This window comes from Frankia sp. BMG5.60, from assembly GCF_059428125.1.
In genome coordinates this window covers 4646038-4672439 of the sequence record NZ_CM182091.1, presented here as the reverse complement: position 1 = coordinate 4672439, position 26402 = coordinate 4646038, and the positions used below count along the sequence as shown (strand labels likewise).

The following is a 26402-nucleotide window of genomic DNA, read 5'->3' as shown; positions in this document are numbered from 1 at the left end:
GAAGAGGGGCGGAAAACGGACTCAGTGAGTCCACATACTACGTGGACTCATCGGGTCCGTTTCGCGTTGCCGCGCCAGGAGCCCCATAACGTCGGTCACAAAGTCCCGGCACCATCGGGGTTGTCCCGCCGGCGCCCGAGGCGTCCGGGCCCGGGCGCGGGCAACCGGGAAGTGCGGGCAACCGGGAAGTGCGGGCGAACGGGGAGCGCTGCCGAACCCGGAGCGTGGGGACTACTGAACGTGGGTGGCTCAGCGCGACCAGTCGCTGAGTGCTTCCAGGTGACGCCGCATCCGGTGCCGGGCGAGCCCGCGGTCGCCGGCGATGACGGCGTCGATGATCGCCCGGTGCGCGGTCCGGGCGTCACACACGGGCTGAGCGCACCCGCCGCCGGGCGCCGGTTCGCCGCCGCCGACCGCGGGGGCGGGATGGGAACCGTCGACGTGCCGCCGCCAGATCGCCGTCAGCACCCGGACGAACGACGCCAGCGCCTCGTTGCCGGTCAGCCGGGCCAGCTCCATGTGCAGGTGGTGCCCGGCGTAGGCGGCCCCACCGGGCGCCTCGTCGGCGTCGGCGGCGAGCAGCGCCTCGAGCCGGGCGGTGAGCTCCGGCCCGCGGCGTTCGATGAGGATGTCGACGCAGCTCAGCTCCAGCGCGTCGCGCACGATCCGCAGGTCGTCGACGCTGGCCTGGCTGTACTCCAGGTACAGGGCGGTCGCCTCGACGGTCGCCGCCGGGTCGGGTTCGGTGACGACCAGGCCGCCGCCGGGACCGCGGCGCATCTGCGCCACCGAGTGGTATTCGAGCAGCCGGACGGCCTCGCGCAGCACCGCGCGGCTCACCCCGTAGCGGGCCAGCAGCTCGCTCTCCGAACCGATGACCACCCCCACGGGAACGCCCTCGCGGGCCACGTCCCCGCGGATGCGCCCCGCGACCGTCTCGGCGAGCTTGCCCGCCGGCATCGTGCCGCCCGGGCCCGACCCCAGACCCGCTTCGCGGGGCCGGATCCGCGGCCCGCTCACCCGCGCGACTGTGTTCGCGTCGGCGACTGTGCTCTCGCCGGCGGTCGTGCTCTCACCGGCGACTGTGCCCTCGCCGGCGGCCGTGCCCTCGCCGGCGGTCGTGCCCTCACCGGCGGTCGTGCCCTCGCTCGCGGGCGTGCCCTCGTTCATGGCTGTGTCTCCGCCTGCGGCCGTGCTCTCATGCCGGGCCCGGTCCGAGCCGTCGGCAGCGGTCGGCGCGGTCATCCACTCGTACATGGCCTCCAGGTGCACCGCCGCGAGGTGCTGGGCGCGGGCGGCGTCGCCGCCGATCACCGCCTCGGCGATCGCGGCGTGGTTGCGGTGCACCTCCTCGGCGACCTGGGCGCGCCGCGCCGGCGAGGCGCTGCTGCGGGTCGTGGCGTACTGGTGAGCGGCGTAGCGGAAGGTCAGCGAGTTGAGCACATCGACAAACAGCACCAGCACCGGGTTGCCGGTGGCCGCCGCGATCGCGTGGTGTAGCTGATGGTGGGAGCCGAACTCGGTCGGGTCCGCGGTCTCCCGCCGGCCGATGATCTCCCGCAGGGTGCGGATGCCGTCCTCGGTGATCCGCGCCGGGGCGAGGGTGGCGGCCAGCGACTCCATGATGAACCGCGCCCGCAGGATCGACTCGATCGTGACGCCGACGTACTCCAGGTAGACGCCGAGCGCGGTCGTCACCGCCGCCTCGTCCGGCGCGCGGACGATGAGCCCGCCGGACGGGCCCCGGCGCATCGTCGCCACCTGGTGGTGCTCGACGATCCGCACGGCCTCCCGGAACACCGCCCGACTGACCTTGTAACGCTCGATCAGCGTCGGCTCGGAGCCGATGACCGCGCCGACCGGCCAGCCCGCGCGGACGATGTCGTCCTCGATCCGCCAGGCGACCTGCGCCGCGAGCTTGCCACGGGCGTCGCCCCGTGGGGGATGCCTGACACTGATGGCCGGGCCGCGCGCCGACTCCACGAGCCTGTCCGTGGAGGGCATCGCCGTCGGCCTCCTCCCGGGATGTGGCATGACGCGACGGGATGGCGCGGTGCCCGAACCGGGCCGGCCCCAATCGGCGGGGCAGGTGAGCGGAACGGGCATCTCGCCCGGGCTGCCGTCGTACACGCTCGGATGTCCAAGGATATGCGTGCTGGGACACGCCCGGGAGTGCCCTCCGGAACGCGCCGGCCGCTTTGGGTAGCCCGAACGGGGGTGCCCACGACCTCCCGTGCGGCCGGGGCGCCAGGGGTCCACCTGCGGTTGGACAGCCGACACGGGGTCATCGGCCCGGCGGCGGTGGACGGCCTGCCGCCCGGCGGAGACGGCAACCCTCGCCTCTCCTGGTGGCCCTCCTCGGCCCGACCATGGCCCGAACGGGCGCCCCGGCGAACCCGTCCGTGTGGTGCCCGCCGGCCGGAGCACTCGATCGCTCGCGTCCGGCGACTCCCTGTCGTGCCCGCCCGGGGCGTCGTGCCCAGGTAGCGCCCGGCGAGTGCTCGGATGCCGGAAGCGTTGGGCAAGAATCCACCGCCCCCGCCGGTTCCGCTCGGCCCGCCGTCGTGTAGCATCACTTCCAGATCCTGATGGACAGCACCTCGAGGTCCGCCGGGACGACAACTGAAGATCGCTGCAAGAGCATGGTCCCGTGGTGAAGTCTGGAGTTCACGCCGCCCTGTCAAGGCGGAGGTCGCGGGTTCGAATCCCGTCGGGACCGCGTTCGTATGGCCGGAAACTCGTTTCGGCTCCTACGATTCTGCACAAACCGGGGCAGGTAGCTCAGTCGGTACGAGCGTCCGCCTGAAAAGCGGAAGGTCGGCGGTTCGACCCCGCCCCTGCCCACCCTTTTGACCTGCGGAAATGCCGGATTTTTCGATCAACTCTAGATCGTTATGTGGCAACGAGACCGTGCAATCCCGGCGGTGACCCATCTCGAACCCCGGCTGACCTGGGAAGACGGCGAAACTGACTGCCCGCTTCCGGGGTGGAAGGTTGCGAAGATCGCTTCCGTGACGACCAGCCGCCAGGGCGTCTCGGCGCCGTTTGCGCTGGTAGGAGGCCACGGTAGAGCTCCGGGAGCCGGGGCATCCGTTCGCCAACGTCCGCGGACGTTGCCACACGGAATGGCCTCTGTATGGCAGCGGAGCTTCGCCGGTCCGGCCGGCAGTGCCACTGACCTGCGATGATGAGCAAGATCGAGGACGGTGACCGTCCGTTTTTGCGGCGGCCGGTCCGCGCGGCGCTCTCCCCGTGGCGGCGCCTGCGATGGGCCACGTAGGCGCCGGACTCGAGGGCCCGACGAACCGATCAATGGTAACTACTCGCTCACCGTCCCTTTCCGCCGATCAAGTGCGCAGATCATGCCTGTCGTCCCTTGGGACTTGTGGTCCTGAGTATTGGGGGAAGAGCCAGGTTCGGGTAGGGGCGAGGCGTCGAGCCGTCCGCGGGGCGGAACATCGGGGGTGGCTACGTTGCGATCAGTGAGTAGACCGAGCCGTCAGGCATGGCGGAGCGGACCTCGCGTGTATCTCTTTGGCCGGGGGGCCGGGACTCGCGCTCACGTGGCGACCGCCGGCGCTCCTACCAGGTGATCGGCATCTCGGCCGGACCTAACGCCTGGATCGAGTGGTACTTGTACGTCAGCTCCGCCTCGGGCACCGTCAGCGCGAGCGCGGAAGCCCGCTCGAAGAGCGTCGTGTAGACGATCTCCAGCCGTTCGAACACCGCTGATTACCACGAACCCGGCCGAACTCGCCGCAGAGCTCCGCGACGGCGGCGGCTTCTTTGATCTCGTCGCGCTGACAACACCGGACGGCCCGGACGACCCCGACGACCCGATCTACCTGGACTGATCACCCACCGTAGCCGCATGGAGAGCGTAGCTCGGCGAACTCCGGCAGCTCGCGGAGCTGGTCGAGCAGTTCCATGGTCGCGGTGACGTCGACGGTGTGGAACACCGGGACCTGCGGGACCTGCGGGACCTGCGCACTGGCCACCATCGTCCGGGCGGTCGCGGCCCGCACGCCCCGGCCGGCGGTGGGTGAGAGGGACGTGGGCGGTGAGCTCGATCAGGGCGACGTGGATGGTAGATTCTAACGAGCGCACGATTTATCACAGCAAGCGGAGGGTGATGGAGATGCTCGCGGTCCAGGTGGAGGCGCCGGGTGGGATCACGTCCCTGGTCGTGCGGTCCGTCGAGGACCTGACGCCGCGGCCGGACGAGGTGAAGATCGAGTTGATCGCGTCGTCCATCAACCCCGCCGACGTCAAGATCCGCACCGGCGCTGTCGTGCCACTGCGGGGGGCCTATCCCTTCACCCTGGGATACGACCTCGCCGGGACGGTCGTCGAAACGGGTGCGGAGGTGATTGACCTGGCCCCAGGCACACAGGTACTCGCCATGTCGGCCGTGGCGCTCACGGGGGTAGGCGCGTGGTCCGAGCGCGTCTGTCTGCCTCGGACGTCCGTGGCGCGCCTGCCCGCGCACATGGATCCGCTCTCGCTGGCCCGACTCCCTCTCGCCGGTCTCACCGCCTACCAGGCGGTCCAGCGAGCGAAGCCGGGGCCGGGGACGGCCGTCCTCGTCTGCGGGGCGGCCGGCTCCGTCGGTCGTCTCGCCGTCGAGCTGCTGCTTGACCGGGGTGCGCGGGTCCACGGACTGGTTCGCCGCCCGGAACAGGCAGATCAGTTGCCGACCCATGAGCTGTTCACCCCACACGTCGGCCAGCCGCCGACCCGTTCGGTCGACGTGGTCATCGACGCGGCCGGAGCCGACTTCTCCCCGGCTCTCGTCGACGGCGGCCTCTACATCTGCCTTGTCCCCGACCGTGCGCCCGCGCGTGACGTGCTCGCGCGACGGTCGCAGCGCCGCACCGTCCTCGTCACCGAGGAGTCCGGCGCCGATCTTGAGGAGTTGGTCGAGCTCTTGGGCGCGGCCGTCCTCACCCTCGAGACGACGAGCATCTTCCCCATGAAGAACATTCACGCCGCGCACAGGGAGTTCGAGCAGGATGGTCAACGAAACGTCGTCCTCATCCGTGAGGACTGGTGACAGCATGCTTCTCGAGAACGCGTTCGAGCATATCGAGATTGAAATCAGTGGCGCCATTACCACCGTCTGGCTCGCGCGTCCACCGGTAAACTCGGTCTCGCAGGCCATGTATCGTGAGATCGAGGCATTTTTCTCGTCTCACGACACCTACGCCCCCAGCACGAAGGCCATCGTGCTTGCCGGCCGGGGTCGTCACTTCTGCGCGGGTAATGATCTGCACGAGTTCGGAACGCTGACCCCGGAGAACTCCGACGAAAGAATGGCCGAGGTCCGCGCCGCGTTCTTTGCCATCCAGGACTGCCCGGTCGCCGTGGTCGGCGCGGTACAGGGCGCGGCGGTGGGCACCGGCCTCGCGATCGCCGCCTCGTGCGACTTCGTGGTTGCCGCCGACAATGCGCGGTTCTGCACTCCGGAGATCGGCGTCGGAATCATGGGGGGCGCCCGTCACCTCGCCCGCCTGGTGCCCGAGCCGATTCTGCGCTGGATGTATCTGACCGGAGAGCCGATCGATGTGCGCCGGCTCGAGGCGTTGGGTGCCGTCCTCGCGGTGACCACACCGGACGCGGTGGTCGCTCGGGCTCGAGAGCACGCAGGCCGCGTCGTCCGGCACAGCTTGGCCGCGATCCGGATGGCCAAGCGCAGCTTGAACGCCATCGAGCTCCTGGATCTTCAGCCCGGCTACACCTTTGAACAGGGCCTCACCCGGGAGCTTTCGGGTCATCCTGATTCGGTGGAGGCGCGCCGGGCCACGCTCGAACAACGGATCCCGAACTACTCTGCGTGATGTTGTTGCCCCGGTCGGCTGAGATCAGCGCGTACGCGGGGCGACCCACAGGCCTTCCGCCTCGGCGACCAGCCTGTCGCCGTGGCACAGTTCGCCGCGGATGAAGCGCTTGCGGCCATCCACGGCCTCGATCCAGACCCGGCAGCGGAGCTCGACATCCAACGGAGCCAAGCTCCGGTAGTCGATTCGGAGGAAGGCGGTGCGGGCTACGCCGCCGGTCACGGATCCGTTGGCGACCATTCCGAGCGCGTCGTCGAAGAAGAGGCTGAGCGCACCGCCGTGAACGGATGCGGTGCCGCCGAACCGAGGGCTGAACTGAACGCGTCCGACCAGCTGCCCAGTATCCCCGGCGTCGATGGCGAATGCCGGGACGAGACCGCGCTCCGCGGGGTTGAAGCGAGGGTTTCCGGGCGCATGCGCGGGTGCTTCCACGTCCTCAGGCAGAGTTGGCAGCGATCGCAGGGCATCCTCCACCTGCGTCAGGGCTCTCTCGCATTTTCTCAGCGTGTCGGCGTCGGGCTCGATCACCGCAAGTCGATCGAGTATGCGAACCGCGGCGTCGACGGCGTTTCGGTAGGTCCTGCGCTCGAGCGCGGTCGGGACGCTTGCGACCATGGCATGAATCCTTTCCGTCACAAAGAACGGTTGGTGGGCTGAACGACATGTGCTGATCTATTGACGCGACATCTGGACGTGGCCTACGGTACCTAACGAGCGCTCGATCGAATCTAGCCCGGAGGGATGTCCGATGAGCCATACCGGGGCACGACTCTTCGACGAGTTCACCTTGCGCGAGGTCACCCTGCGCAACCGCACGGTCCTCTCTCCGATGTGTCAGTACTCCGCCACCGACGGGCTCGCGAACGACTACCACCTGGTCCACCTGGGGCGGTTCGCGCTGGGTGGATTCGGTCTCGTCATGGCCGAGGCCACCGCGGTAACCGCTGATGGGCGGCTGACCTACGGTGACCTCGGACTATGGAGCGACGACCAGATCGACCCGTTGCGCCGGATCGCCGACTGTGTGCGCGGGGCGGGCGCGCGCTTCGGGATCCAGCTCGCCCACGCCGGCCCGAAGGCGGCTACGCTCCCGCCCTGGGCGTCGGAGCCGGACCGGCCGGCGTCGGGCCGGTGGGAGATTCGGTCGGTTACGGACGCGCCGTACCTCGAGGGGTGGCAGCGCCCCGTGGCGCTGCGGTCCGAGGAGCTCGCGGCGCAGCTCGATCTCTGGCGCTCCGCCGCCGAGCGTGCGCACCGGGTCGGTGCGGACGCCATCGAGCTGCATATGGCCCACGGGTATCTCTTGCACTCCTTCCTCTCGCCACTGAGCAACACGCGTGAAGACAACTACGGCGGCTCCCTCGAGGGTCGGATGCGGTTCCCTCTTCAGGTCGTCGACGCCGTGCGGGCCGCCTGGCCGGACGGCAAGCCGTTGCTGGTCCGCGTCGCAGCCGTCGACAACGGCACCGACGGCATCGACATCGAGCAGACCGTCGAGTTCGCCCGGCGCCTGAGGGCACTCGGGGTTGACGCGGTCGACTGCTCCTCGGGAGGCTACGGAGGCAGTTACACCCACGGGATCCGACCCGGCTACCAGGTCGGTTGGGCCGGCGAGATACGGGCCCGCGCCGGCGTGCCGACGGTCGCGGTGGGTCTGGTGACCGAACCAGCGCAGGCGGACGCCATCGTGCGGGACGGGCACGCCGACCTCGTCGCACTCGGCCGTGAGGCGCTCGCGAATCCCAGCTGGCCGGTGCACGCGCGCGAACAGCTCGGCCAGTACGATTTCGCCGATCGCTTCGACCTCCTGCCGATCCAGAGCAGATCCTGGCTGGCCAAGCGGCAACGGCAGTTGGACCGTCTCGCGCGTGGTGAGCGGCCGGCGGGTGGGCGGTGATGAGTAGTCCGGAGGAGTCGGTCGACCGGCTGGAGGAGCTCTGGGTGCGGGCGAAGTGCGTCGAACTCGGCGCCCGTTACTGTCACAGCGTCGACCGGGCTGACCAGGAGACGTTCCTGTCGATTTGGCACAGCCGAGGCGAGTACGTCATCGGCCGGCGATCCGGGCGCTTCTCCGGTCACACCGAGCTCGCCACCGCTCTGGACTTCGTGCGCGCGGCGTACGCCTCGACGCACCACTGGACCACGAACCAGGTGGTGACCCGGTCGGGCCCCGACTCGGCGACCGGGGTCAGCGACTCCTTTGCGATCTGCGTCGACCATGACGACCGGCCGAGCCTCGTGGCGGCCACGTACGATGACGAATACCGGCTCGTCGACGGTGAATGGAAGATTCTTCGTCGTATCGTGCGCAGGTGGCTGGTCACGGATGGAATCGAGGTGGCCGTCCGGCACCCGGCATCGCAAGGGATGGGGAGGAAGGCAGACCCGTGAGAATCGCAGGGTCCAACCGTGACGAGACCTGGAAGCGGGTGCGTGCCGCTGGTGTGAGTCTGCTGTACCGCCACGGCTTTGAAGCTATGAACACGCGACAGCTCGCTGAGGCGGCCGGTCTCAAGCCGGGGTCGCTGTACTACTACTTCTCCAGCAAGGAAGATTTTCTGCACCGTCTCCTGGTCGACCTGCTCGACGAGATCCTCCTGGACCTCGAGCAGAACCTCGAAGGCCTGACGGAGCCCGTCTCTCGACTCGAGGCCTACGTTCGCACCCTCGTCCGGTGGCACGTCGTCCGACGTGAGGAGACATTCATCGCGAGCATCGAGGTCCGGTCGCTCACGCATGATCGACAGGAGTCTTACCTGCAACGGCGGGATCGGTTCGATCTGATCCTCGCCGAGATCCTTCAGGACGGCGCTGCTGCCGGGATCTTCGATCTCACCCACCCTCGGATCACGCGGAACGCCATCCTGTCCTCGCTGACCGCGATTTCCAGCTGGTATGACCCTGCCGGCCCCTTCGGGCTCGAAGTGCTGACCATGGACTTCCTTGAACTGACGCGCCGCATGGTCGGCCTGAAATGAGCTGGCTGACGCGCCGCCGACGGTGTGCGGCGTAGCCCCGGCGCGCATCTCGAGGTCGAAGCACCGGCGTTACCGACACATTCGTCGTCCTGACCACCCGGTAGTTGTCCGGGCTGGTCTCTGATCGCGCGCCAGGGCGGTCGCGGAGACGCACCGGCCGCTTCCAACACCAGCCACCTGGTCAGCGCGATCACCTTCGGTACCTCAACAGCCGCGGGCGCCGCTCGGGCGCGGGCGGCTGGAGCGCGTCCCCGCGCTGGCCCCAGCGCCGGATCGGCCGCACCGGCGTCCGCCGTCCCCGTTGACCACGCGTGGCGAGTGACAGTAGTGTAATGAATCAAGCGTTCGCTCGAATAGTGAGACCGACCACAGGCGCCGCACGATCAAGGAGACGGCGATGGAGCGCAAGCAGCTCAAGGGAACCCGGCTGGCCGCGGGGATGCGTTTGTTCGATCCGGCCGAGGTCCAGCGTTTCCGGGCTGAGGGACAGTGGCGTCATCGGACCTTCCTGGACGACTTTCTCGATCATGCCGACAGCACTCCGGACAAGGCCGCCGTCGTCTCCTACGCCAAGGGCCGCCTGCTGCCGGAGACCGTGACCTATGGCCAGCTGCGTGCCTATGTCGACCGGTTCGCCGCGGCGTTACTTGACATCGGCACCGGCCCGGGGAAGGTGGTGTCGATCCAGGTCGCGAACGGCTGGGAAGGCCCGGCACTGGCGCTCGCCACCATGCGCGTCGGTGCGGTTCCCAACCCGATCCCGATCATCTATCGGGAGCACGAGGTGCGGCACATGCTCGAGGAGGCGGGGAGCGCGGTGTATGTCGCGCCCCAGCACTTCCGCGGATACGACTTCGCGGAGATGGGGGCTCGTCTCCACCGCGAGATCGCGTCGCTGGAGCACGTGTACTTCATCAACGCCGACGATGCCGTCAGCAGCGAACTGCACTTCACGCGCCAGTTTATTGAGCCTCGGCGGGAGTTAGATCCGGCTCTCGGCGCGACACTCGATTCGCTGCGTCCGGGAGCCGACGACCTCGCGATGCTGGTATTCACCTCCGGCACGACAGGCAAGCCCAAGGCGGCCCTGCACACCTTCAACACCGCATGGTCCGGCTATCGCAACGTCATTGTGAACGCCCTGGATCTGAAGTCCGACGACATTGCGTTCATGGCATCGACCCTGGGGCATCTGACCGGATTCATCCACGGTATGCTCGTCCCCCTCTCGCTGGGGCAGAAGGTCGTCTACCAGGACCAGTGGGACGTCGACCAGATGCTGGACCTGCTGGAGACCGAAGGGCTCACCTGGACGCTCTCGGCCACCACCTTCGCACTTGACATGGTCGACGCGCAGAAGCACCGCCCCCGGCCGCTCGCCAGCAAACTTCGGGCCTTCGCCTGCGGCGGTGCCTCGATCCCGCCCGGCGTCGCGGTCGACATGGACCAGATCTTCTCGACGAGCCTGGTCCCCCTGTGGGGGTGCTCCGAGACCGGGATCGCCAGCATCCACCATCTTGGTGCCGCGCTGGACGTGCTCGACGCGAGCGACGGCTACCCGGTGCCCTGGCAGGAGACCCGGGTGGTGGACGACGACCTGGCGCCGGTTCCCGCGGGGACGATCGGCAATCTGCAGGTACGCGGGCCCGGGGTGTTCGCCGGCTATTTCGGCCGGGAGGATCTCACCCTGGATGCGTTCACCGCGGATGGGTGGTACGACACCGGAGACCTCGGCAAGGTCCTTCCGGACGGCGCGATCCGGATCGCGGGGAGAAGCAAGGACATCATCATTCGAGGTGGCCAGAACATCTCCGCGGTCGAGATCGAGAGTGCGCTCTACAAGCACCCGGAGGTCCAGGAGGTCGCGGTCGTCGCCTATCCCGACGAGCGGCTCGGCGAGCGGGTCTGCGCCATGGTCGTTCCGCGCCCGTCCGGCTCCTCGCTCACACTGGAGAACGTCGCCCGCTTCCTCGACGCGGCCGGCATGGCGAAGCCGTTCTGGCCGCAGCGTCTGGTCCTGGTGGACCAGCTCCCTCGCACGCCCTCAGGAAAGGTCCAGAAGTTCGTGCTGCGCAGGGAACTCGCCGACGTACTGCGCGAGGAGCAGGCATGACCGCCCGCTCGCTGCCAGGCGCCCGCCGGTGGGCGGACGGATGAGTGCGAACCAGGGCCCGCCGGTCTACATCTCCGGATCGGCTCAGGAGATCGTCGGCCGCGGCCGGCCGGCCCCGGCGTACCTGAATCTGCTCGCCGCGGCCGCCGCCGATGCCGTCGCCGACGCGGGCCTCGACCGAGCGGCCATCGATGGTCTGGTGCTCTCCTCCTCGATCCCGCAGCCGTTCGAACGTAATCCCGCCGAGGTCGCCGAGTATCTGGGCCTCGGGGCCGCCTATACGGCGATGGCCCCCTACGGCGGTCGGCCGGCCACCGACGTCCTGCACCTCGCCCGTTCGGCCGTTCGCGCCGGACTCGCCACCAACGTGCTCGTGCTGTCGGCCGACACCTTCGCCACCACGCTCGGCCTCGAGGGGGCGATCGACCTCTATATGAAGAGTTTCGACGCCAGCTACGAGCGACCGTTCGGTCCGCTGATCCCGACGGCTTTCGCGCTCATGGCCGCCCGGCACGTCCACGACTACGGCACCAGCATGGAGCAGCTCGCCCAGGTCGCGGTCAGCATCCGCAAGCACGGCCTGCTCAACCCACACACCGAGGTGTCGGGCGAGCTGACCGTGCGATCCGTCGTCGACGACGTCCTGGTGTCGACGCCGCTGACGCGGTCGATGCTCGCCCTGATCTCCACCGGTGGGGCGCAGGGCTTCGTCGTGACCCGCGAGCGGGTCGACCGCCGCTCGGTGGCGCTGCTGGGGTACGGCGAGGCGAGTGCGTTCATGAGCCTGTCCCAGGCGCCGAGTCTGGTCCACTTCGCGCACATCCGCCGGGCCGCGGACCTCGCCCTGCGACAGGCGGACGCGGAGCTGACGGACGTCGACTTCGTGCAGTTCTACGATCCGGCCACGATCGTGCCCCTGATCCTGCTGGAGTCGATCGGATTCTGCGGTCCGGGCGAGGGCGGCGCCTTCGTCGAGGACGGTGCCATCGAGATCGGTGGCCGCCTGCCGATGAACACCCACGGCGGCACGCTGGCCTTCCGCCATCCCGGCATGGGCGCCGCCCTCGACTCGGTCGTCGAGGCGGTCACCCAGCTTCGCGGTGAGGCGGGGCCGAGGCAGGTGCGGGACGCCGGGCTCGGGCTCGTGCACGGACAGGGGAGCTGGCTGGCGAACAATGGTTTCCTGATCCTGGGGAGTTCGTGATGAACGACGGCGCCGACGCGGTGAGGGCCGACGGGGTGGGGGCCGACGCGGTGCGGAAGGTCGACCCGTCCGGCGACGTGGAGGCCACCTTCTGGGACGGCTGCTCGCGCCGGGAGTTCTGGCTCCAGCACTGCACGGCCTGCGACGCCTGGCAGTTCTACCCGCGTAGCCTCTGCTCGCACTGCTGGGCTCCCACCTCGGAGCTCGAGTGGCGTCGGCCGGCTGGCGGCGCGGTCCTCGAGTCCTTCAGCGTGGTGCACCGCGGCAGCGGCCCGTTCGCCGACTACGCACCGTACGTCGTGGCCCTGGTCCGCTTCGACGAGGGGCCGATCATGATGTCCAACGTCGTGGGTGACGTCGAGGGCCTGGCCATCGGGGACCGCCTGGAGCTGGACTTCGCCGAGCGGGCCGGCCGTGTCGTCCCGGTCTTCACCCGGGCGGGCAAGCTGTCATGAGTGAGAGCGTGCTCATCACCGGGGCCAGCGCTGGCCTGGGCGCCGGCATGGCGCGGATCTTCGCCGCGCGCGGTGCTGACCTCGCGATCACGGCTCGCCGCCTCGACCGGCTGAACGAGCTCCGTACCGCCGTCGTGACGGAGCACCCGGGCCGGACCGTCGCGACCTACGCCCTGGACGTCAACGACCACGACGCCGTCTTCGAGGCGTTCGAAGCCGCGGCGCAGCACCTCGGGCACCTGGACCGGATCATCGTCAACGCCGGGCTGGGGAAGGGCTCGGCGGTCGGGGCGGGGCACCTGCGCGGCAACCGCGACACCGCTCTGACCAACTTCGTAGGCGGCATCGCCCAGTGCGAGGCCGCCATGCGCATCCTGTACCGGCAGGGCCGCGGCCAGCTCGTGGTGATCTCCTCGGTGGTGGCCGCCCGAGGCATGCCCGGACCGATGAACGTGTACGCCGCCTCGAAGGTGGCACTCACCCACCTCGCCGAGGGCATCCGCGGGGATGTCCGGGCCAAGGGGCTTCCCATCACGGTCTCGACGATCCGGCCGGGCTACATCGACTCGGAGATGCAGAGCAGGTCCGGGCGACGCCACCCGCTGCTGATGGACGCGGACGTCGGCTGCACGGCGATGGTCGACGCCATCCAGCGAGAGGTCCGTGACGCCTGCGTGCCGCGCTGGCCCTGGACGGCGTTCGCCGCCGGCCTGAAGGTCCTGCCCATGTCCGTCGTCCGTCGGATGGTCTGACCCGGCGCCCTCTCTGTGCGGAAAGAGGCTCCTGATGAGCTACCAGCATGTCCGGTTCGAGCGGGTCGGCGCCACGCGTGTCGTCACCATCGACAACCCGCCGGTGAACGCCCTCCATCCCGACGTCGCGGCGGACATCGAGCGAGCGGCGCGCGAGGTCGAGGAGGACACCACGGCCCGGTCGATGATTCTGACCGGGGCGGGACGGTGTTTCGTTGCCGGTGGCGACATCCGGTACTTCACCGAGATCGACCGCCGGGGCGCGGCCGACATGGCACTGCGGGTGCAGCGCATGCAGAACGCCCTGTTCGATCTTCGGGTCCCGGTGATCGCGGCGGTCAACGGGCACGCCCTCGGGGGCGGTCTGGAGCTCCTGCTGTCCTGTGACTTCGCCATTGCCGACGAGCAGGCGAAGATCGGTGTCACCGAGGTGCAACTCGGCCTGATCCCCGGCGCGGGTGGAACGCAGATGCTGTTTTCAGCCCTTCCCGTCGGCACGGCGAAGCGGCTGCTGTTCACCGGCGACCGGTTGACGGCCACCGAGGCTGCGCGGATCGGCCTCGTCGACCAGGTGTGCGACGCAGGGAAGGCCGTCGAGGCCGCGCTCGACGTCGCCGCCCGGATCAACTCCGCGGGGCCGTTGGCCGTCGAAGCGGCGAAGCGGTCGGCCAACTACCGCCTGCGGCACTCGCTCGACGAGGGACATCGACGCGAGGTTGAGATCTTTGCCGCTCTGTTCGAGACCGCCGACCACCGTGAGGGCATCGCCGCCTTCCTCGAGCGCCGCGCTCCCGCGTACGAGCGACGGTGAGGACTGTGGACGGGGACGTCGCCGTCGTCACGGGGGGCGGTGGAGGTCTCGGCGCTGCGGTGTCCCGGCGCCTGGCCGACGACGGCTGGAGCGTGGTGGTCGTCGACATCGTCCCGGAGGGTGCGCGGGCGGTGGCGGAGTCCATCACCTCGGTCGGCGGCCGGGCCGTCGTGGCGGTCGCTGACATCAGCGACCCGGCGCGGGTCGACGAGCTCAGGGACGAGGCTGCGGCGGCGTTCGGCCGACCGGTGGCCGCGCTCGTGAACCTGGCCGGTGCGGTGCGTAACTCGGTCCTGTCCAAGCTGTCCGACGCCGACTTCGAGCTCGTGCTGCGGACGCACCTGTTCGCGACGATGCACACGGTGCGTGCCTTCGGGCCCGGGATGAAGGCCGCGGGCTTCGGCCGGATCGTGAACACGAGCTCGGTGGCGGCGCGTGGGGTCGTCGCCGGGATCAGCTACAGCTCGGCCAAGGGCGGGATCGAAGGCCTGACCCGGTCGGCCGCGGTCGAGCTGGCCCGCCACGGGGTCACGGTCAACTGCATCGAGCCCGGCGTGATCGCCACCGGAATGTTCCTCGGCACGCCGGCGGAGTTCCAGGCGGCCCAGGTGGCCCAGATCCCGGTGGGCCGGGCGGGCCACCCCGAGGAGATCGCGGCGGCCGTCTCCTTCCTGGTCTCGCCCGAGTCGGCCTACATCACGGGGCAGACCCTGACGGTCTGCGGCGGGCTTTCGGTCGGCGCCCTGCGCTGAGCTGGTGCACGGCTCTTGACCCCGGGACCTGTGTTCCCCACAATATCGAACGGGCGCTTGATTTTATTTCAGGGAGATGCGAGATGCGACTTGCCGTCGTACACATCAACGCCGAGCGTGGATCCGAGCCGTACACCGAGATGGTCACCGAGGTCTTCAACCGCGTGAAGCGTCCGGAGACCGAGATCGTTCATCGCTGGGCCAGGCTCAGGCGCGCCTCCGACACCGTCTTCGGCTACCCGTACCTGCTGAACGCCGTCGACGTGATCCACAACATCCTGGATGCCGGTCGCAGCGGGGTCGACGGCGCGATGGTCGCGTGCAGCGGGGACCCGGGCATCACCGAGGCGCGCACCCTGGTCGACATCCCGGTCGTCGGCCCCTGGGAGGCGACGCTCCATCTCGCGAGCTCCTACGCCTACCGGTTCGGCGTGGTGACGGTCGAGGACCGCGCCTGGGCGGAGACCTGTCACAGCCTGATCGCCCGCAACGGTCTGCTTGACCGGTGCGTCGGCGTCGAACGGATCGAGACGCCGTCGGCGAAGGCGTTCACCGAAGGCTTCGGCAATCCGGACTTCGTGGTGGAGGACATTCGCCGCCAGGCCGGGAAGCTCGTCGACCGGGGCGCCGGTGCCATCGTCATCGGCTCGGCCGGTCTGAGCACGATGGCGGCGGCCGCGGGTCTGCACAGCATCGACGGCGGAATCCCGGTCTTCGAGACCCTCAGCGTCGGGCTCAAGACACTCGAGCTGCGCGTCGAGCTGACCCAGAAGGGCGGCCTTCCCCCGACCAGTCGCACGGGCTACACCCAGCGGCTCGCCGAGGCCGACACCGATCGCGTCCGCGCCCTGTTCGGGCTCTGAGCGCGGGTTCAACCAGAGGAGAAGAAGATGGTGAACGCTTCCGTTGCCCACTCGCTGCTGACCGAGGAGGAGCGCGAGTTCCAGACGGTGGTGCGCCGATTCATGGACACGCACGTCCGGCCGATCGTGCCCGACATGGAACGCGCGGGACGGCCGCCGGCCGAGCTGCTCAAGCTGATGGGGGACCAGGGGCTGCTCGGCTGCTTCGCTCCGGAGGAGTACGGCGGTGGCGGCGGAAGCCTGATGACCCGGGCCATCGTGGCCGAGGAGACGGCGCGGGTGGATGCCGGCCTCGATGCCACGCTCTTCGTGAACATGAGCCTGATCGCGCGCCACCTGATCAAACGAGGCACCGAGGGACAGAAGCGCAAGTACCTCGTGCCGCTCATCGCGGGAACGTCGTCGGCGTCCATCTGCCTGACCGAGCCGCACGGCGGTTCGGACGCGCTCAGTCCCAGGACGACAGCCCGGCTCGACGGGGACGAGTGGGTCATCGACGGCTCCAAGACCTTCATCACCAACGCTCCGATCGCGGACGTCTTCCTGGTGTTCGCCCGGACCAGCGGCGAGAACCGCCGAGCTCGGGGTGGCACCGCGTTCTTTGTCGAGAAGGACACCCCTGGCCTGTCGGTGGGCCAGCCCTTCGACAAGCTTTCGCTGCGGAGTTCGCCGACCGCCGAGGTCTTTCTGGACAACGTGCGGGTCTCGCGGGACCAGGTACTCGGCGAGGTCGACATGGGCTTCTACTACATGCTCGAGGGCCTCGACCTGGAGCGGGTGTTCGAGGGGGCGTCCAACACCGGCATAGCCCAGGCCTGCCTGGAGCTGGCGGTGGAGTACTCCGGCCAGCGGACGGTGTTCGGCGAACAGCTCTCGTCCTACCAGCTGACCCAGGACAAGATCGCCCGGATCGCGACCGGTGTGGAGATGTCCCGCGTGATGTTCTATCACCTCATCCGCGAGCTGGAGCGGGGCGAGGAGCTCACCAGATCCTCGGCGATCCTCAAGCTCTACAGCTCGCAGGTGGCGGTCGAGGCTTCGCGGGAGGTGGTCCAGATCCTCGGCGGCTACGGCCTGATGGAGGAGTACCCCGCCGCGCGGCTCTACCGCGACGCCAAGCACCACGAGATCGGTGCGGGCACCAGCGAGATCATGAAGGTGATCATCGCCCGCGAGACCTACAAGGCCGCTGGCGCGGGACGATGAGCATCGAAACCAACCGCTACCTCACCGAGGACGCGCTCGAGCTCCGTTCCGTCGTGCGCCGGTTCGTGTCCGAGAAGATGTCGCGTTCCGACGCCGCGGGGTGGGACAAGGCGGCGCATTTCCCTCGCCCCGTCCTCGACGAGTTGGCCGAGCTGGGCGTGATGGGCCTGGCCATCCCGGAGGAGCACGGCGGTGTCGGTCGCGACATCCACGCGACGCTGATGGTGATCGAGGAGCTGTCGAAGCGGAGCATGGCCGTGGCCATCCCGTACATCATGGCCGCCTGCTACGCCGGGATGACGGTCGTCGACTGCGCCTCGAAGGAACAGAAGGCGCAGTGGCTGCCGGAGATCGCGGCCGGGCGCATGCTGTTCGCCTACGGCTGGACGGAGCCGGATGTCGGGGCCGACCTGGCGAGTGTGAGAACCACGGTGCGGCGCGACGGTGACGAGCTGGTCATCAACGGTGCCAAACGCTTCTGCACCGGCGCCGGCCTCAGCGACTACATCTACACGCTGGCCAACTCCGACCCCGGCGGAGCGAGGTACCGCAACCTGAGCCTGGTCCTCGTCCCGCCCGACGCCGAGGGCGTGACCATCACGCCGATCGACGCGATGGGCATCAAGGGCAGCCAGACGACCGATGTCGTCTTCGACGACGTGCGAGTGCCGGCCGACCTGCTGATGGGGGGTGAGGACGGGTGGAACCGCGGTTGGTCGATGATCACTGGGACCGGTCTCGACGTCGAGAAGCTCGAGGTCGCGGCCATGGCGCTGGGCCTGGGGATCGCCGCGTACGAGGACGCGCTGGCCTACGCCGAGCAACGCGAGCAGTTCGGTGTGCCGATCCTGAAGCACCAGTCGGTCGCGCACACCTTGGCGGACATGCGGGTCCAGCTCTACGCGTCGCGCCTGGTTCTCGACGATGCGGCCGAGTTGGCCGACCGGAACGACGTCTGTGGCGTGCAGACGTCCATGGCGAAGCTCTTCGTCACCGAGACCTGCCGGCAGGTCGTGCTCGACGCCCAGACGATCCTCGGCGCGTACGGGTATGTCGCCGACTTCGATGTGGAGCGCTACGTCCGCGATGCCCTCCTGATGCCGATCATCGGTGGCTCGTCGGCGATCCAGCGCAACAACATCCACAACTGGTCGCGTCGGCGCTGATGGCCGTCCGTCCATGACCGGACCCTGGAGGAACATCGTGCGTAGGGCGGGTGCGGCTGACCTGGCACCTCGAATACCGATCTACCGGTCGCACGCTCGAATCCTTGTTGACCAACTTCCCGCATCGCTCTAGTCTCGAGCGCTCTCACCAGATTCAGCGGCGTCAGGTCGGAGCTGTCATGACATGTTCTCCCGTTCCTGCCGACCTCACCCGCTTCGTGGGCCGGGAGCAGGAGTGCGTCCAGATCGCGGAGCTCCTGTCCTGCTCGCGGCTGATGACCCTGACCGGACCCGGCGGGGTGGGAAAGACCCGATTAGCCAAAGAGGTGCTGCGCCGGCAGGCGGGCGACCTGGTGGACTCCGTCGTCTTCGTCGAGCTCGCCGAGGTCGCCCACGGCGACCAGGTCACGGCGGCGATCGCCGCGGCGCTGGGCCTGGCGCTGGACAGCGGCGGCGAATCGCTGCCGAGCCTGGGCCGGGCCCTCCAGGAGCGCGACATCCTGCTGGTACTCGACAACTGCGAGCACCTCCTCGCCGCGTGCGGGCGGCTGATGGGCGCCCTGCTGCCCACAGCGCCCGGGGTCAGGGTTCTCGCGACGAGTCGTGAGCCACTCGGCATCTTCGGCGAGCGCACCTGGCGGGTTCCCCCGCTGAGCCTGCCGGCGCCGTCGTCGAACTCCGCTGCCGACAGCGATGCCGTGAAGCTCTTCCTGGACCGGGCGCTGTCGGTCGCACCGGACTTCGTGGTCACCGCCGACCGGCTCCGGATGGTGGGTGAGCTCTGCCGCCGCCTCGACGGCATCCCTCTCGCCATCGAGCTGGCCGCGGTCCGCACGCGCTCCTTCGATCTTCCGCAGATGCTGTCGGATGACGTGCCGATCTTCCGCGTGCTCGACCGGGGGAACGAGGCTGGCCCACTCCGCCACCACACCCTGCGCAAGGCGATCGAGTGGAGCCACGATCTCTGCACGCCCCAGGAGCAGGCCTTGTGGAGCCGGCTGGCGATCTTCAGCGGGTCCTTCAGCCTCGCCGCCGCCCGGGAGGTGTGTGCCGGTGACGGCCTGACCGGGGACGAGATTGTTCCACTGATCGGGAATCTGGTGGAGAAGTCGGTCGTAACCTGCAACGTGATCGAGGCCGCCCCACGCTACCGGCTTCTGGAAAGCCTGCGCGTCTTCGGGCTCGAGCGTTGTGAACAGGTGGAGACGTGGCGTCGTCGGCACCGCGACCACTACCTCGGGCTGGCGCTGGAAAGTACGCACACCTCGACCGGGGACGAGCAGCTCGTCACGGTCCGGCGGCTTCAGGGTGAGCTTCCCAACATCCGCTCCGCCGTCGGCTACTCCCTCTCGCGGAGCTCGGAGCGGCTGATCGGCCTCGAGATGACGGGTGCGCTCTGGTTTTACTGGAATGCCTGTGGCCACCTGCGTGACGGCTGTCGTTGGTTACAACGCGCGCTCGCGGAGAATCCCGAGTCGACGCCGGCGCGCGCAAAGGCCCTATGGGTGCTCGGGTGGTACGAGATGGTCCAGGGAGACAAGGCCAACGCTCGGCTTCACCTGGAGGCGGCCCGGGACATGGGTCGGGCGATCGGTGACGCCTCGGCGGCCGCGACCGCCATGCAGTTCCTCGGCACGCTCGAAGAGCTGGGCGGGAACTCCGAGGGCGCACTACTGCTGCTCGAGGACGCCCAGCGCCGCCACCGGAAGGCCGGAGAGGACGGGGCGCTGAGTATCCTCTGCGGCGCCCAGCTCGCAATGCTCCACACTCTCGCCGGCCGGATCGATGAAGGGCGGCGACAGTGCGACGTGGCGGTGGCCCAGGCGGAAGCCCACGACGAGCGGTGGGCGGCCTCCTGGGCGCACTGGAACCGCGGACTGGTCCACCACTTCGCCGGAGAGCCGGCACGTTCCGTCGAGTCACTGCGTATTGCCCTCACCGCCAAGGCATCCCTGCGTGACTGGCTGGGCGCTTCAGCCTGCGTCGAGGTCATGGTGTGGGACGCGGTCGACCTGGGACGGCTGGAGTACGCCGCCCGGCTGCTCGGGATTGGTCGCATGCTGTGCCGGGCCATGGGCGGGCGGCAGCCCCTGTTCGGATCAGCGTTCTTGACGGCGCGACGGGCGGAGTACGTGGAAGGCATCCGTCATGCGACGGGAGTCGAGAACTTTGAGCGTGAGTTCGCCGCGGGGCTCGCCCTGGACATCGAGGAAGCCATCGACTTCGTCCTGGACATGTCGTCGGTCCGGGCCAGCCTCACCGTCCCGCCGGACCGCTCGCACGGCGACGCGCTGACCGCTCGCGAGCGGGAGATCAGCCGCTTGATTTACCAGGGGCTGAGCAACGCCGACATCGCCGGGTCGCTCACCATTTCGCGCCGCACCGTCGAGGGCCACGTGAACCGAATCCTGGCCAAGCTGAACTTCCGCTCCCGATCCCAGGTCGCCGTGTGGATGGCACGCCGAGAGCCGGTCGAGTCCGGGCGTTAGAAGCCTGCGACCGTTCACCACCTCGAGTCGACGGGATTGCGGCGGAATACCCGGCGAGGGACGGGATCCCGCGCGTCACCGCGCGGAATACCCGTCGATCCCCGCCTCACCCCGCCTCACCCCGGCGAGATGTCCACCGGCGGTCTAGTGCTCGTGCGCGATGATGCCGCGGATGTTCCTGTGCGCCATCAGGTCGTCGTAGCCCTCGTTGACCTGCTCCAAGGTGTAGATGCTCGTGATGAGCTCATCCAGCTTGACGTGGCCGGTGCGGTAGAGGGAAAGCAGCTTCGGAATGTCGTACAGGGGGTTGCACCCGCCGTAGAGGGAGCCCTGTATCCGCTTGCCCCAGAGCGCCAGCTGAACCCCGGAGAGCTTGATCGTCTCGTCCTCGTACTGACCCATCGACGTGATGACGATGGTTCCGCCCTTGGAAGTCGCCTCGGTGGCCTGCGACACGACCTCGGCGGTCAGCTCGTCGACCGTGATGATGGTGCTGTCGGCGCCGACCCCGCGCGTGAGCTGCGTGACCAGCTCGAGTGCCTCATCCGCCGTGGCGGCGGTGTGCGTCGCCCCGAAGCGCTTCGCGCTCTCCCGTCTGTCCGGCGCGGGATCGACGGCGATCAGGTGCTGCGCGCCGGCGTAGGCCGCACCCTGGACCGCGTTGGTGCCGATGCCGCCGATGCCGTAGATGACCACGGTGTCACCGGGCCGGACCTCGGCCGAATTGACCGCGGAACCCCAGCCGGTGGGCACCCCGCAGCCGACGAGGGCCGCCTTGTCCAGTGGGAGGTCGTCGTCGATCTTGACGATCGAGTTCTGGTGCACGGTCGCGTACTGACTGAAGGTGCCCAGCGTCATCATCGAGCCGTACTCGCCGCTCTTGCCCCTGAAGGGGAAGCGGCCACCCGGGAGAAAGCCTTCCAGGCCGTTCGCGCCGAGGTCGCACAGTCGGGAGTTGCCGGTCGCACACCAGCGGCACCGGCCGCACACAGGGTAGAACGAAGCGACGAAGTGGTCGCCGGGATGGAAACCGGTGACGTTGGACCCGACCTCGAGGATCTCGCCGGCTCCCTCATGGCCGAAGACCATCGGGGCCCGGAAGGGGAGGTGGCCCTTCACCATGTGGAGATCGGAATGGCAGAGGCCGGAGTAGTCGTAGCGGACGAGCACCTCCTCGGCCCCCGGCTTGACGATCTCGAGCTCCTCGATCTCGAACGGCTTGCCCGCCTCGTAGAGGACTGCGGCCTTGGTCTTCACGTCAGTGGTCCCTCTCCTGCTTCAGGTGGATGGCTACGCGTGTCGACGCATCAGTCGCCCCACGCGGGGGCGGGGGTGGACAGTGCGAGGCCGTAGGCCCGCTTCTGAATGTCCGGCTCCATGCTGATCTGGATGGACTTGGCCTCCGTGTAGGCGTCGAGGGCGTTCACGCCGAGTTCGCGACCCACCCCGCTCTGCTTGAACCCACCGAACGGGTAGTTCTCGTTGGCCATGTGGAAATCGTTGATCCAGACTGACCCGGCCTCCAGCCGTCGGGCCACGTCCAGTGCGGCGTCCACGTTGCTGCTCCAGACGCCGGCGGCCAGGCCGAAGTCGCTGTCGTTGGCGATCTCGATGGCCTCGTCCACCGTGTCGTAACGCAGGACGCACAGGACGGGGCCGAAGATCTCCTCCCGAGCGACCCTCATGTCGTTCGTGACGTCGGTGAGGACGGTCGGCTCGACCCAGTACCCCTTGTCGGTGCCCGCGGGCACGCGCCCGCCGCACGCGACGGTGGCCCCCTCCACTCGGGCCAGCTCGACGTACCTGAGGACCCGGTCCCGCTGCGCCGCGCTGATCAGCGGGCCGAGGTTGGAGGTGGGGTCCAGCGGGTCGCCGATCCTGACTGTGGCCAGCCGCTCGACCAGCCGCGCGACGAACCGGTCGTGGACCGAACTCGGCAGCAGCAGGCGGGTCCCGGACTCGCAGGCCTGTCCGGCGTGCATGAGGAAGCCCCAGATCGCGCCGTCGACCGCCATCTGCATGTCGGCGTCTGCCAGCACGATGTTCGGGCCCTTGCCGCCCAGCTCGAGCGTGACTCGCTTGAGGTTGCTCCGGCCCGCGGCCTCGGCCACCTTCCGGCCGACCTCGGACGAGCCGGTGAAGCCGATCTTGTTGACATCGGGATGGGCGGCGAGGTGGGCGCCGACGACCTCGCCGTCCCCGGTGACGACGTTGAACACGCCGTCCGGCAGACCAGCGGCCTGCAGCTCCCGCGCCAGTTCGAGGGCGCCGATCGGGGTCTTCTCGTCGGTCTTGAGGACCACGGAGTTGCCCGCCGCGAGGGCGGGGCCGATCTTCCAGACCGCGAGGGCCAGCGGGAAGTTCCAGGGCACGATCGCCGCGCAGACGCCGATCGGCTCCCTGCGGATGACACCCCCGTGCGCGATGCCGCCGACGACCGGCCCGGGAGCCTCGAACTGGTACCGGCGGGCCAGCTCGGCGAAGTACCGGAGATTGGACACCGGCGTGATCGCATTCAGGCCCATGGAGAGGTACAGCGGCGCGCCGCCCTCGCGCGTCGCCGTCGCCGCCAGCTCCTCGGAACGAGCCTCGAGAGCGTCGGCCACGGCTTCCAGAACCGCCGCGCGGCGCACCGGCGGAAGACTGCGCCAGACGCCTTGCTCGAACGCACGGCGGGCCGCCGCGACGGCGGCGTCCGCCTGGTCAATGCCACCTTTGGCCGCCGTGGCGACCGTCTCCTCCGTTGCGGGATTGACGATGACGTACTGTTCCGAGGTGTCGACCCATTGTCCGTCGATGAACAGCCGATAATGTGGGACCGAGACCTCGCTGGACGCGAGAGCGGGGCTTTCGATGGTGGAAGTCATAGCCTGTCCTTGCCGAGAGGGGCCCTTGCCGAGAGGAAGGACGGTTGCTCGCGAGGGAGCCGTCAGCTGGCGGGGGTGAACTCCACGATGAGAGATTCGGGACCGCGGGTGAACAGGCCCGCGTCGGTGGGTTCGATGCCGTCCGCGAAGCGGATGTCCGGCATCGCGGCGAGGATCTGGTTGATGGCCGTTTCGGCCTCGCGCTTGGCCAGCAGGGAGCCGACGCAGAAGTGGCGGCCGAGTGCGAAGGCGATGTGGTCGGCCGAACCGGCGAAGGCCTGCCTGATGTTGATGTCCGCGCGGAAGATGTTGTATGTGTCAGGGTCATCGAACCGACGCTCGTCCCGGTTGGCCGCGCCGTTGACACAGCCGACGACGCTCCCCACCGGGATCACGGTTCCCGCCACCTCGACGTCGTCGGTCGTCGTGCGGAGGATGATCTGCACGGGTGGGTGGTAGCGAAGCGTCTCCACCAGCGCGCGGGTCGCGAGGGAGGGGTCCTGGCGGACGGCCTCAAGCTGCTCAGGGTGCATGATCAGATATTTGAGCGTGCTCGCGATCGACTTGTCGGTGGTCTCGCCACCCGCGATCAGCAGCAGGCCGATCAGGGCCTTGATCTGCTCGTCGGAGAACTGCTCGTCGTTGATTTCGGCCTGGGTGAGGCGCGAGATCAGGTCGGTACCGGGATTCCGTCGACGCTCGGCGATGATCGGCAGAATGTAGGCCGGATACTCCTGCTGGGTGCGCATTCCCCAGGCGTGGATCTCCGGGTCGTTCGTGAGATTCGCGAGGAACGCCATCAGCGAGGAGTACCACTCGTGAAACTTCGGCAGATCTTCACGGGGCAGGTCGAGCATCTTGACGATCACGTTGATCGGGAACCATTTGGTGAAATCCTCCGCCAGGTTGACACGACCGGCGGTCCGGAACTTGTCGATCATCTCGGTCGCCAGTTCGTCGACCTGGGGGAGCAGCTCCTCAAGGTAGTTGCCGCGCAGGGCCGGCGTGATGAGCTGCCGGTTGATGGCGTGTTCGCGTCCACCCATCTGGATGACGGTCTTGCCAATGACGGGCTCCATCTGGAACGCGTAGTTCTCGTTCGAGAAGCCGATCGAGTCCTTGTAGATCCGGGCCACGTCCTCGTACCGACTGACGAAGTAGTAGCCGCTGACCTCGTGGTGCAGCACCGGATAGAAGTCGCGCATGATCTTGTAATAGGTGTGCGGGTCGCGGGCGAACTCTGCGGAGAGGACGTCGGGCTTCTCCGGGACGGTGGTGGGGGTGGTGGTCACCGTTCTCCCAACTCTCGGTAGTCGGCTGGCGGAGCCGGTCGATGTGACGAGCGTCTCCCTCTGGACGCCCGTCGTCTTGCGCGAAAACACCTGATCTGACACCTGACCCGGCACCTACTCGTCGACGGACGTGTGTGAAGAGTCACAGCATGTGACGAGGTGCGACTGCGCATATCGGTGCAAAGCCGGCTGGAGGTAAGCGCTGGTCAGGCGGGCGGTGCGACAGCGGCTCGCCCCCGAACACGTGAGCAACCGGGTGTTTTCACCTGAGACACACGTCACCAGGCGATGGGACAGTCCTCGACGTCACGAGGGTGCCTCGCACCGGCCTGACCGCCCTCACCGTTCTGACTCCAGACACCAGACACCAGCGCCGCTGAAGCGGCCGGCGGCTGCCCACATTCACTTTGGGCTATCGGAGGACAGCAGTGCGTACGAGAAAAAGGATCGGCCTTAGCCTGGCGGCGGCGGCCGCAGTGCTTGTGGGCGTCGCCGCGTGTGGCTCGAGCGGTTCGTCGGACACCGCCGGCGCGTCTGGCGCCGCCGAGCCGCAGAGCACGGCCAGCTCGTCGTCGGAGGCGGCAGAGTACCTGGCCAAGGTCGTCGCTGCCCCGTCGGGGATCGGCTACTCGACGCCGATCACCAAGAAGGCTCCTCCCGGGCTGAGAGTGGTCGTCCTGGAGGCCAATGTGCCCATCGCTCGCCGTATCGACGAGGAACGAGCGGCCGCCGCGGAGGCGTTGGGCTGGAAGTATTCAAAGATCGTCATTGGTACTGGCGCGGAGGACGCCGCCAAGGCGATGTCGCAGGCTCTCGATCAGAAGCCGGACTTCATCTTCGAGGCCGGCTACAACATGTCGGCGTTCGGCGACCAGGTGGCCCGCGCGCAGAGCCAGGGCGTGAAGATCATCGCACAGTGCATCACCGACAAGCCGTCCGGCCCGCTCATCGCCGTCGACTGCGACCTGCACTCGACCGACCTGATGGCGAAGGCCACAGCCGCCTATATCGCGGCTCACGGCAACGGCGAGGACGTCATCCAGCTCCTTTCGTCGACGGCGTTCCCCATCGACGACTACTACGGGAAGTCGCTGGCCAACCAGCTCAAGCCGTGGTGCCCCAAGTGCGAGGTCAAGACGGTGTCGTTCCAGCTTTCCGACCTCGGGACGAAGCTGCCCGGCATGGTCGTCAGCGCGCTGCAGCGCGATCCCGACACCACCTACATCGTCTCGTCCTTCGGTGACGCCCTGACCGGGGTCGAGCCGGCGCTGGCGGCGGCTGGGCTGACCGGCAAGGTCAAGATCGGCGGCTACCTGCCCGGCGTCGACCAGTACCAGGCACTGCGCGACAAGAAGCAGGTCTTCTGGGCCCAGGATCAGGCGCCGATCGCTGGATGGCGAGAGATGGACATCGCGGCCCGGGCCGCTGTCGGCGATCCCATCAGCACGGTGACGAACACCGCCCCGGTGTCCCAGGTGCTCACGTCGGACAACATCGGCAGCGCGTCCTTCGACACCTCGGGTTTCTGGCTCGGCGTGCGCGACTTCGCCGACACCTACAAGAAGCTCTGGCTGCTGTCCTAGCAGCCTCGCCCACTGGGTCGCTTACGATTGAGGA

At 68.5% G+C, this 26402-nt stretch carries 23 protein-coding genes and 2 tRNA genes; 18 read left to right on the top strand and 7 right to left on the bottom strand.

The genetic code is table 11. The annotated features are described in order from the left end of the window. Positions 1 to 249 precede the first annotated feature (249 nt). The gene (locus AC5R91_RS19205) at positions 250 to 2004 is read right to left on the bottom strand and encodes a FadR/GntR family transcriptional regulator (protein ID WP_495392719.1); all 1755 of its coding nucleotides are present in this window, start codon (positions 2002 to 2004) and stop codon (positions 250 to 252) included. Between the two features lie 640 nt (positions 2005 to 2644). Here AC5R91_RS19205 and AC5R91_RS19200 point away from each other — a divergent pair. After that, positions 2645 to 2719 (top strand) — tRNA-Asp (locus AC5R91_RS19200). A gap of 51 nt (positions 2720 to 2770) precedes the next feature. Continuing rightward, positions 2771 to 2844, top strand: a tRNA-Phe gene (locus AC5R91_RS19195). Positions 2845 to 3582: 738 nt separating this feature from the next. Here AC5R91_RS19195 and AC5R91_RS19190 read toward each other — a convergent pair. Both AC5R91_RS19190 and AC5R91_RS19185 read right to left on the bottom strand, forming a co-directional pair. Continuing rightward, positions 3583 to 3726 (bottom strand): hypothetical protein, encoded by a 144-nt coding sequence (locus tag AC5R91_RS19190; RefSeq protein WP_495392718.1) that lies wholly within the window; start codon positions 3724 to 3726, stop codon positions 3583 to 3585. A gap of 128 nt (positions 3727 to 3854) precedes the next feature. Continuing rightward, positions 3855 to 3998, bottom strand: a complete 144-nt coding sequence (locus AC5R91_RS19185) for a hypothetical protein (protein ID WP_495392717.1) — start codon at positions 3996 to 3998, stop codon at positions 3855 to 3857. A gap of 62 nt (positions 3999 to 4060) precedes the next feature. On the opposite strand from AC5R91_RS19185, the gene AC5R91_RS19180 reads away from it, so the two are divergent. Beyond that, on the top strand, positions 4061 to 5053 hold the full coding sequence (locus tag AC5R91_RS19180; protein ID WP_495392716.1) for an NADP-dependent oxidoreductase: 993 nt from the start codon (positions 4061 to 4063) through the stop codon (positions 5051 to 5053). Between the two features lie 4 nt (positions 5054 to 5057). Beyond that, a complete protein-coding gene (locus AC5R91_RS19175; RefSeq protein ID WP_495392715.1) occupies positions 5058 to 5837 on the top strand; it encodes an enoyl-CoA hydratase-related protein in 780 nt (259 codons plus the stop codon). 24 nt (positions 5838 to 5861) lie between these two features. Here the strand turns inward: AC5R91_RS19175 and AC5R91_RS19170 are convergent, their stop codons facing one another. Beyond that, positions 5862 to 6452, bottom strand: coding sequence for a PaaI family thioesterase (locus AC5R91_RS19170; RefSeq protein WP_261575054.1), 591 nt, complete (start codon positions 6450 to 6452; stop codon positions 5862 to 5864). Between the two features lie 133 nt (positions 6453 to 6585). Between AC5R91_RS19170 and AC5R91_RS19165 the strand changes: the two genes are divergently transcribed. The 13 genes from AC5R91_RS19165 to AC5R91_RS19105 all read left to right on the top strand — a co-directional run bounded on the left by AC5R91_RS19165 (position 6586) and on the right by AC5R91_RS19105 (position 20626). Further along, on the top strand, positions 6586 to 7734 hold the full coding sequence (locus AC5R91_RS19165) for an NADH:flavin oxidoreductase/NADH oxidase (RefSeq protein ID WP_011601444.1): 1149 nt from the start codon (positions 6586 to 6588) through the stop codon (positions 7732 to 7734). Continuing rightward, positions 7734 to 8228 carry a nuclear transport factor 2 family protein gene (locus AC5R91_RS19160; protein ID WP_495392714.1) on the top strand — a complete coding sequence of 165 codons (495 nt, stop codon included), beginning with the start codon at positions 7734 to 7736 and terminating at the stop codon, positions 8226 to 8228. The genes AC5R91_RS19165 and AC5R91_RS19160 overlap by 1 nt, the downstream gene beginning before the upstream one ends. After that, positions 8225 to 8815 (top strand): TetR/AcrR family transcriptional regulator, encoded by a 591-nt coding sequence (locus AC5R91_RS19155; RefSeq protein ID WP_011601446.1) that lies wholly within the window; start codon positions 8225 to 8227, stop codon positions 8813 to 8815. Before AC5R91_RS19160 ends, AC5R91_RS19155 begins: the two co-directional genes overlap by 4 nt. A gap of 397 nt (positions 8816 to 9212) precedes the next feature. Further along, entirely contained in the window at positions 9213 to 10928 is a 1716-nt protein-coding gene (locus AC5R91_RS19150; protein ID WP_261575052.1) for an AMP-binding protein, read from the top strand. A gap of 40 nt (positions 10929 to 10968) precedes the next feature. Then, a complete protein-coding gene (locus AC5R91_RS19145) occupies positions 10969 to 12132 on the top strand; it encodes a thiolase family protein (protein ID WP_495392713.1) in 1164 nt (387 codons plus the stop codon). Then, on the top strand, positions 12132 to 12587 hold the full coding sequence (locus tag AC5R91_RS19140; protein WP_261567244.1) for a Zn-ribbon domain-containing OB-fold protein: 456 nt from the start codon (positions 12132 to 12134) through the stop codon (positions 12585 to 12587). Before AC5R91_RS19145 ends, AC5R91_RS19140 begins: the two co-directional genes overlap by 1 nt. Then, positions 12584 to 13339, top strand: coding sequence for an SDR family oxidoreductase (locus AC5R91_RS19135; RefSeq protein ID WP_251743498.1), 756 nt, complete (start codon positions 12584 to 12586; stop codon positions 13337 to 13339). Before AC5R91_RS19140 ends, AC5R91_RS19135 begins: the two co-directional genes overlap by 4 nt. Positions 13340 to 13373: 34 nt before the next feature. Then, positions 13374 to 14150, top strand: a complete 777-nt coding sequence (locus AC5R91_RS19130; RefSeq protein WP_261567243.1) for an enoyl-CoA hydratase/isomerase family protein — start codon at positions 13374 to 13376, stop codon at positions 14148 to 14150. Beyond that, a complete protein-coding gene (locus AC5R91_RS19125; RefSeq protein ID WP_197537236.1) occupies positions 14147 to 14902 on the top strand; it encodes an SDR family NAD(P)-dependent oxidoreductase in 756 nt (251 codons plus the stop codon). Before AC5R91_RS19130 ends, AC5R91_RS19125 begins: the two co-directional genes overlap by 4 nt. A gap of 83 nt (positions 14903 to 14985) precedes the next feature. Next, on the top strand, positions 14986 to 15765 hold the full coding sequence (locus AC5R91_RS19120; protein ID WP_011601454.1) for an aspartate/glutamate racemase family protein: 780 nt from the start codon (positions 14986 to 14988) through the stop codon (positions 15763 to 15765). A 27-nt stretch (positions 15766 to 15792) separates the two neighbouring features. Further along, positions 15793 to 16971, top strand: a complete 1179-nt coding sequence (locus AC5R91_RS19115) for an acyl-CoA dehydrogenase family protein (protein WP_251743502.1) — start codon at positions 15793 to 15795, stop codon at positions 16969 to 16971. Then, complete coding sequence (locus AC5R91_RS19110; protein WP_251743504.1) at positions 16968 to 18137, top strand: acyl-CoA dehydrogenase family protein; 1170 nt, start codon at positions 16968 to 16970, stop codon at positions 18135 to 18137. The genes AC5R91_RS19115 and AC5R91_RS19110 overlap by 4 nt, the downstream gene beginning before the upstream one ends. A gap of 50 nt (positions 18138 to 18187) precedes the next feature. Then, positions 18188 to 20626 carry an ATP-binding protein gene (locus tag AC5R91_RS19105; protein WP_495392712.1) on the top strand — a complete coding sequence of 813 codons (2439 nt, stop codon included), beginning with the start codon at positions 18188 to 18190 and terminating at the stop codon, positions 20624 to 20626. Between the two features lie 144 nt (positions 20627 to 20770). Here the strand turns inward: AC5R91_RS19105 and AC5R91_RS19100 are convergent, their stop codons facing one another. From AC5R91_RS19100 to AC5R91_RS19090, 3 genes are all read right to left on the bottom strand, one after another. Then, on the bottom strand, positions 20771 to 21883 hold the full coding sequence (locus AC5R91_RS19100) for a Zn-dependent alcohol dehydrogenase (protein ID WP_495392711.1): 1113 nt from the start codon (positions 21881 to 21883) through the stop codon (positions 20771 to 20773). Between the two features lie 50 nt (positions 21884 to 21933). Next, on the bottom strand, positions 21934 to 23493 hold the full coding sequence (locus AC5R91_RS19095) for an aldehyde dehydrogenase family protein (protein ID WP_261575049.1): 1560 nt from the start codon (positions 23491 to 23493) through the stop codon (positions 21934 to 21936). A gap of 62 nt (positions 23494 to 23555) precedes the next feature. Next, positions 23556 to 24899, bottom strand: a complete 1344-nt coding sequence (locus AC5R91_RS19090; protein WP_495392710.1) for a cytochrome P450 — start codon at positions 24897 to 24899, stop codon at positions 23556 to 23558. 362 nt (positions 24900 to 25261) lie between these two features. On the opposite strand from AC5R91_RS19090, the gene AC5R91_RS19085 reads away from it, so the two are divergent. Then, positions 25262 to 26368 carry a substrate-binding domain-containing protein gene (locus AC5R91_RS19085; RefSeq protein WP_495392709.1) on the top strand — a complete coding sequence of 369 codons (1107 nt, stop codon included), beginning with the start codon at positions 25262 to 25264 and terminating at the stop codon, positions 26366 to 26368. The last annotated feature ends 34 nt before the right edge of the window (positions 26369 to 26402 follow it).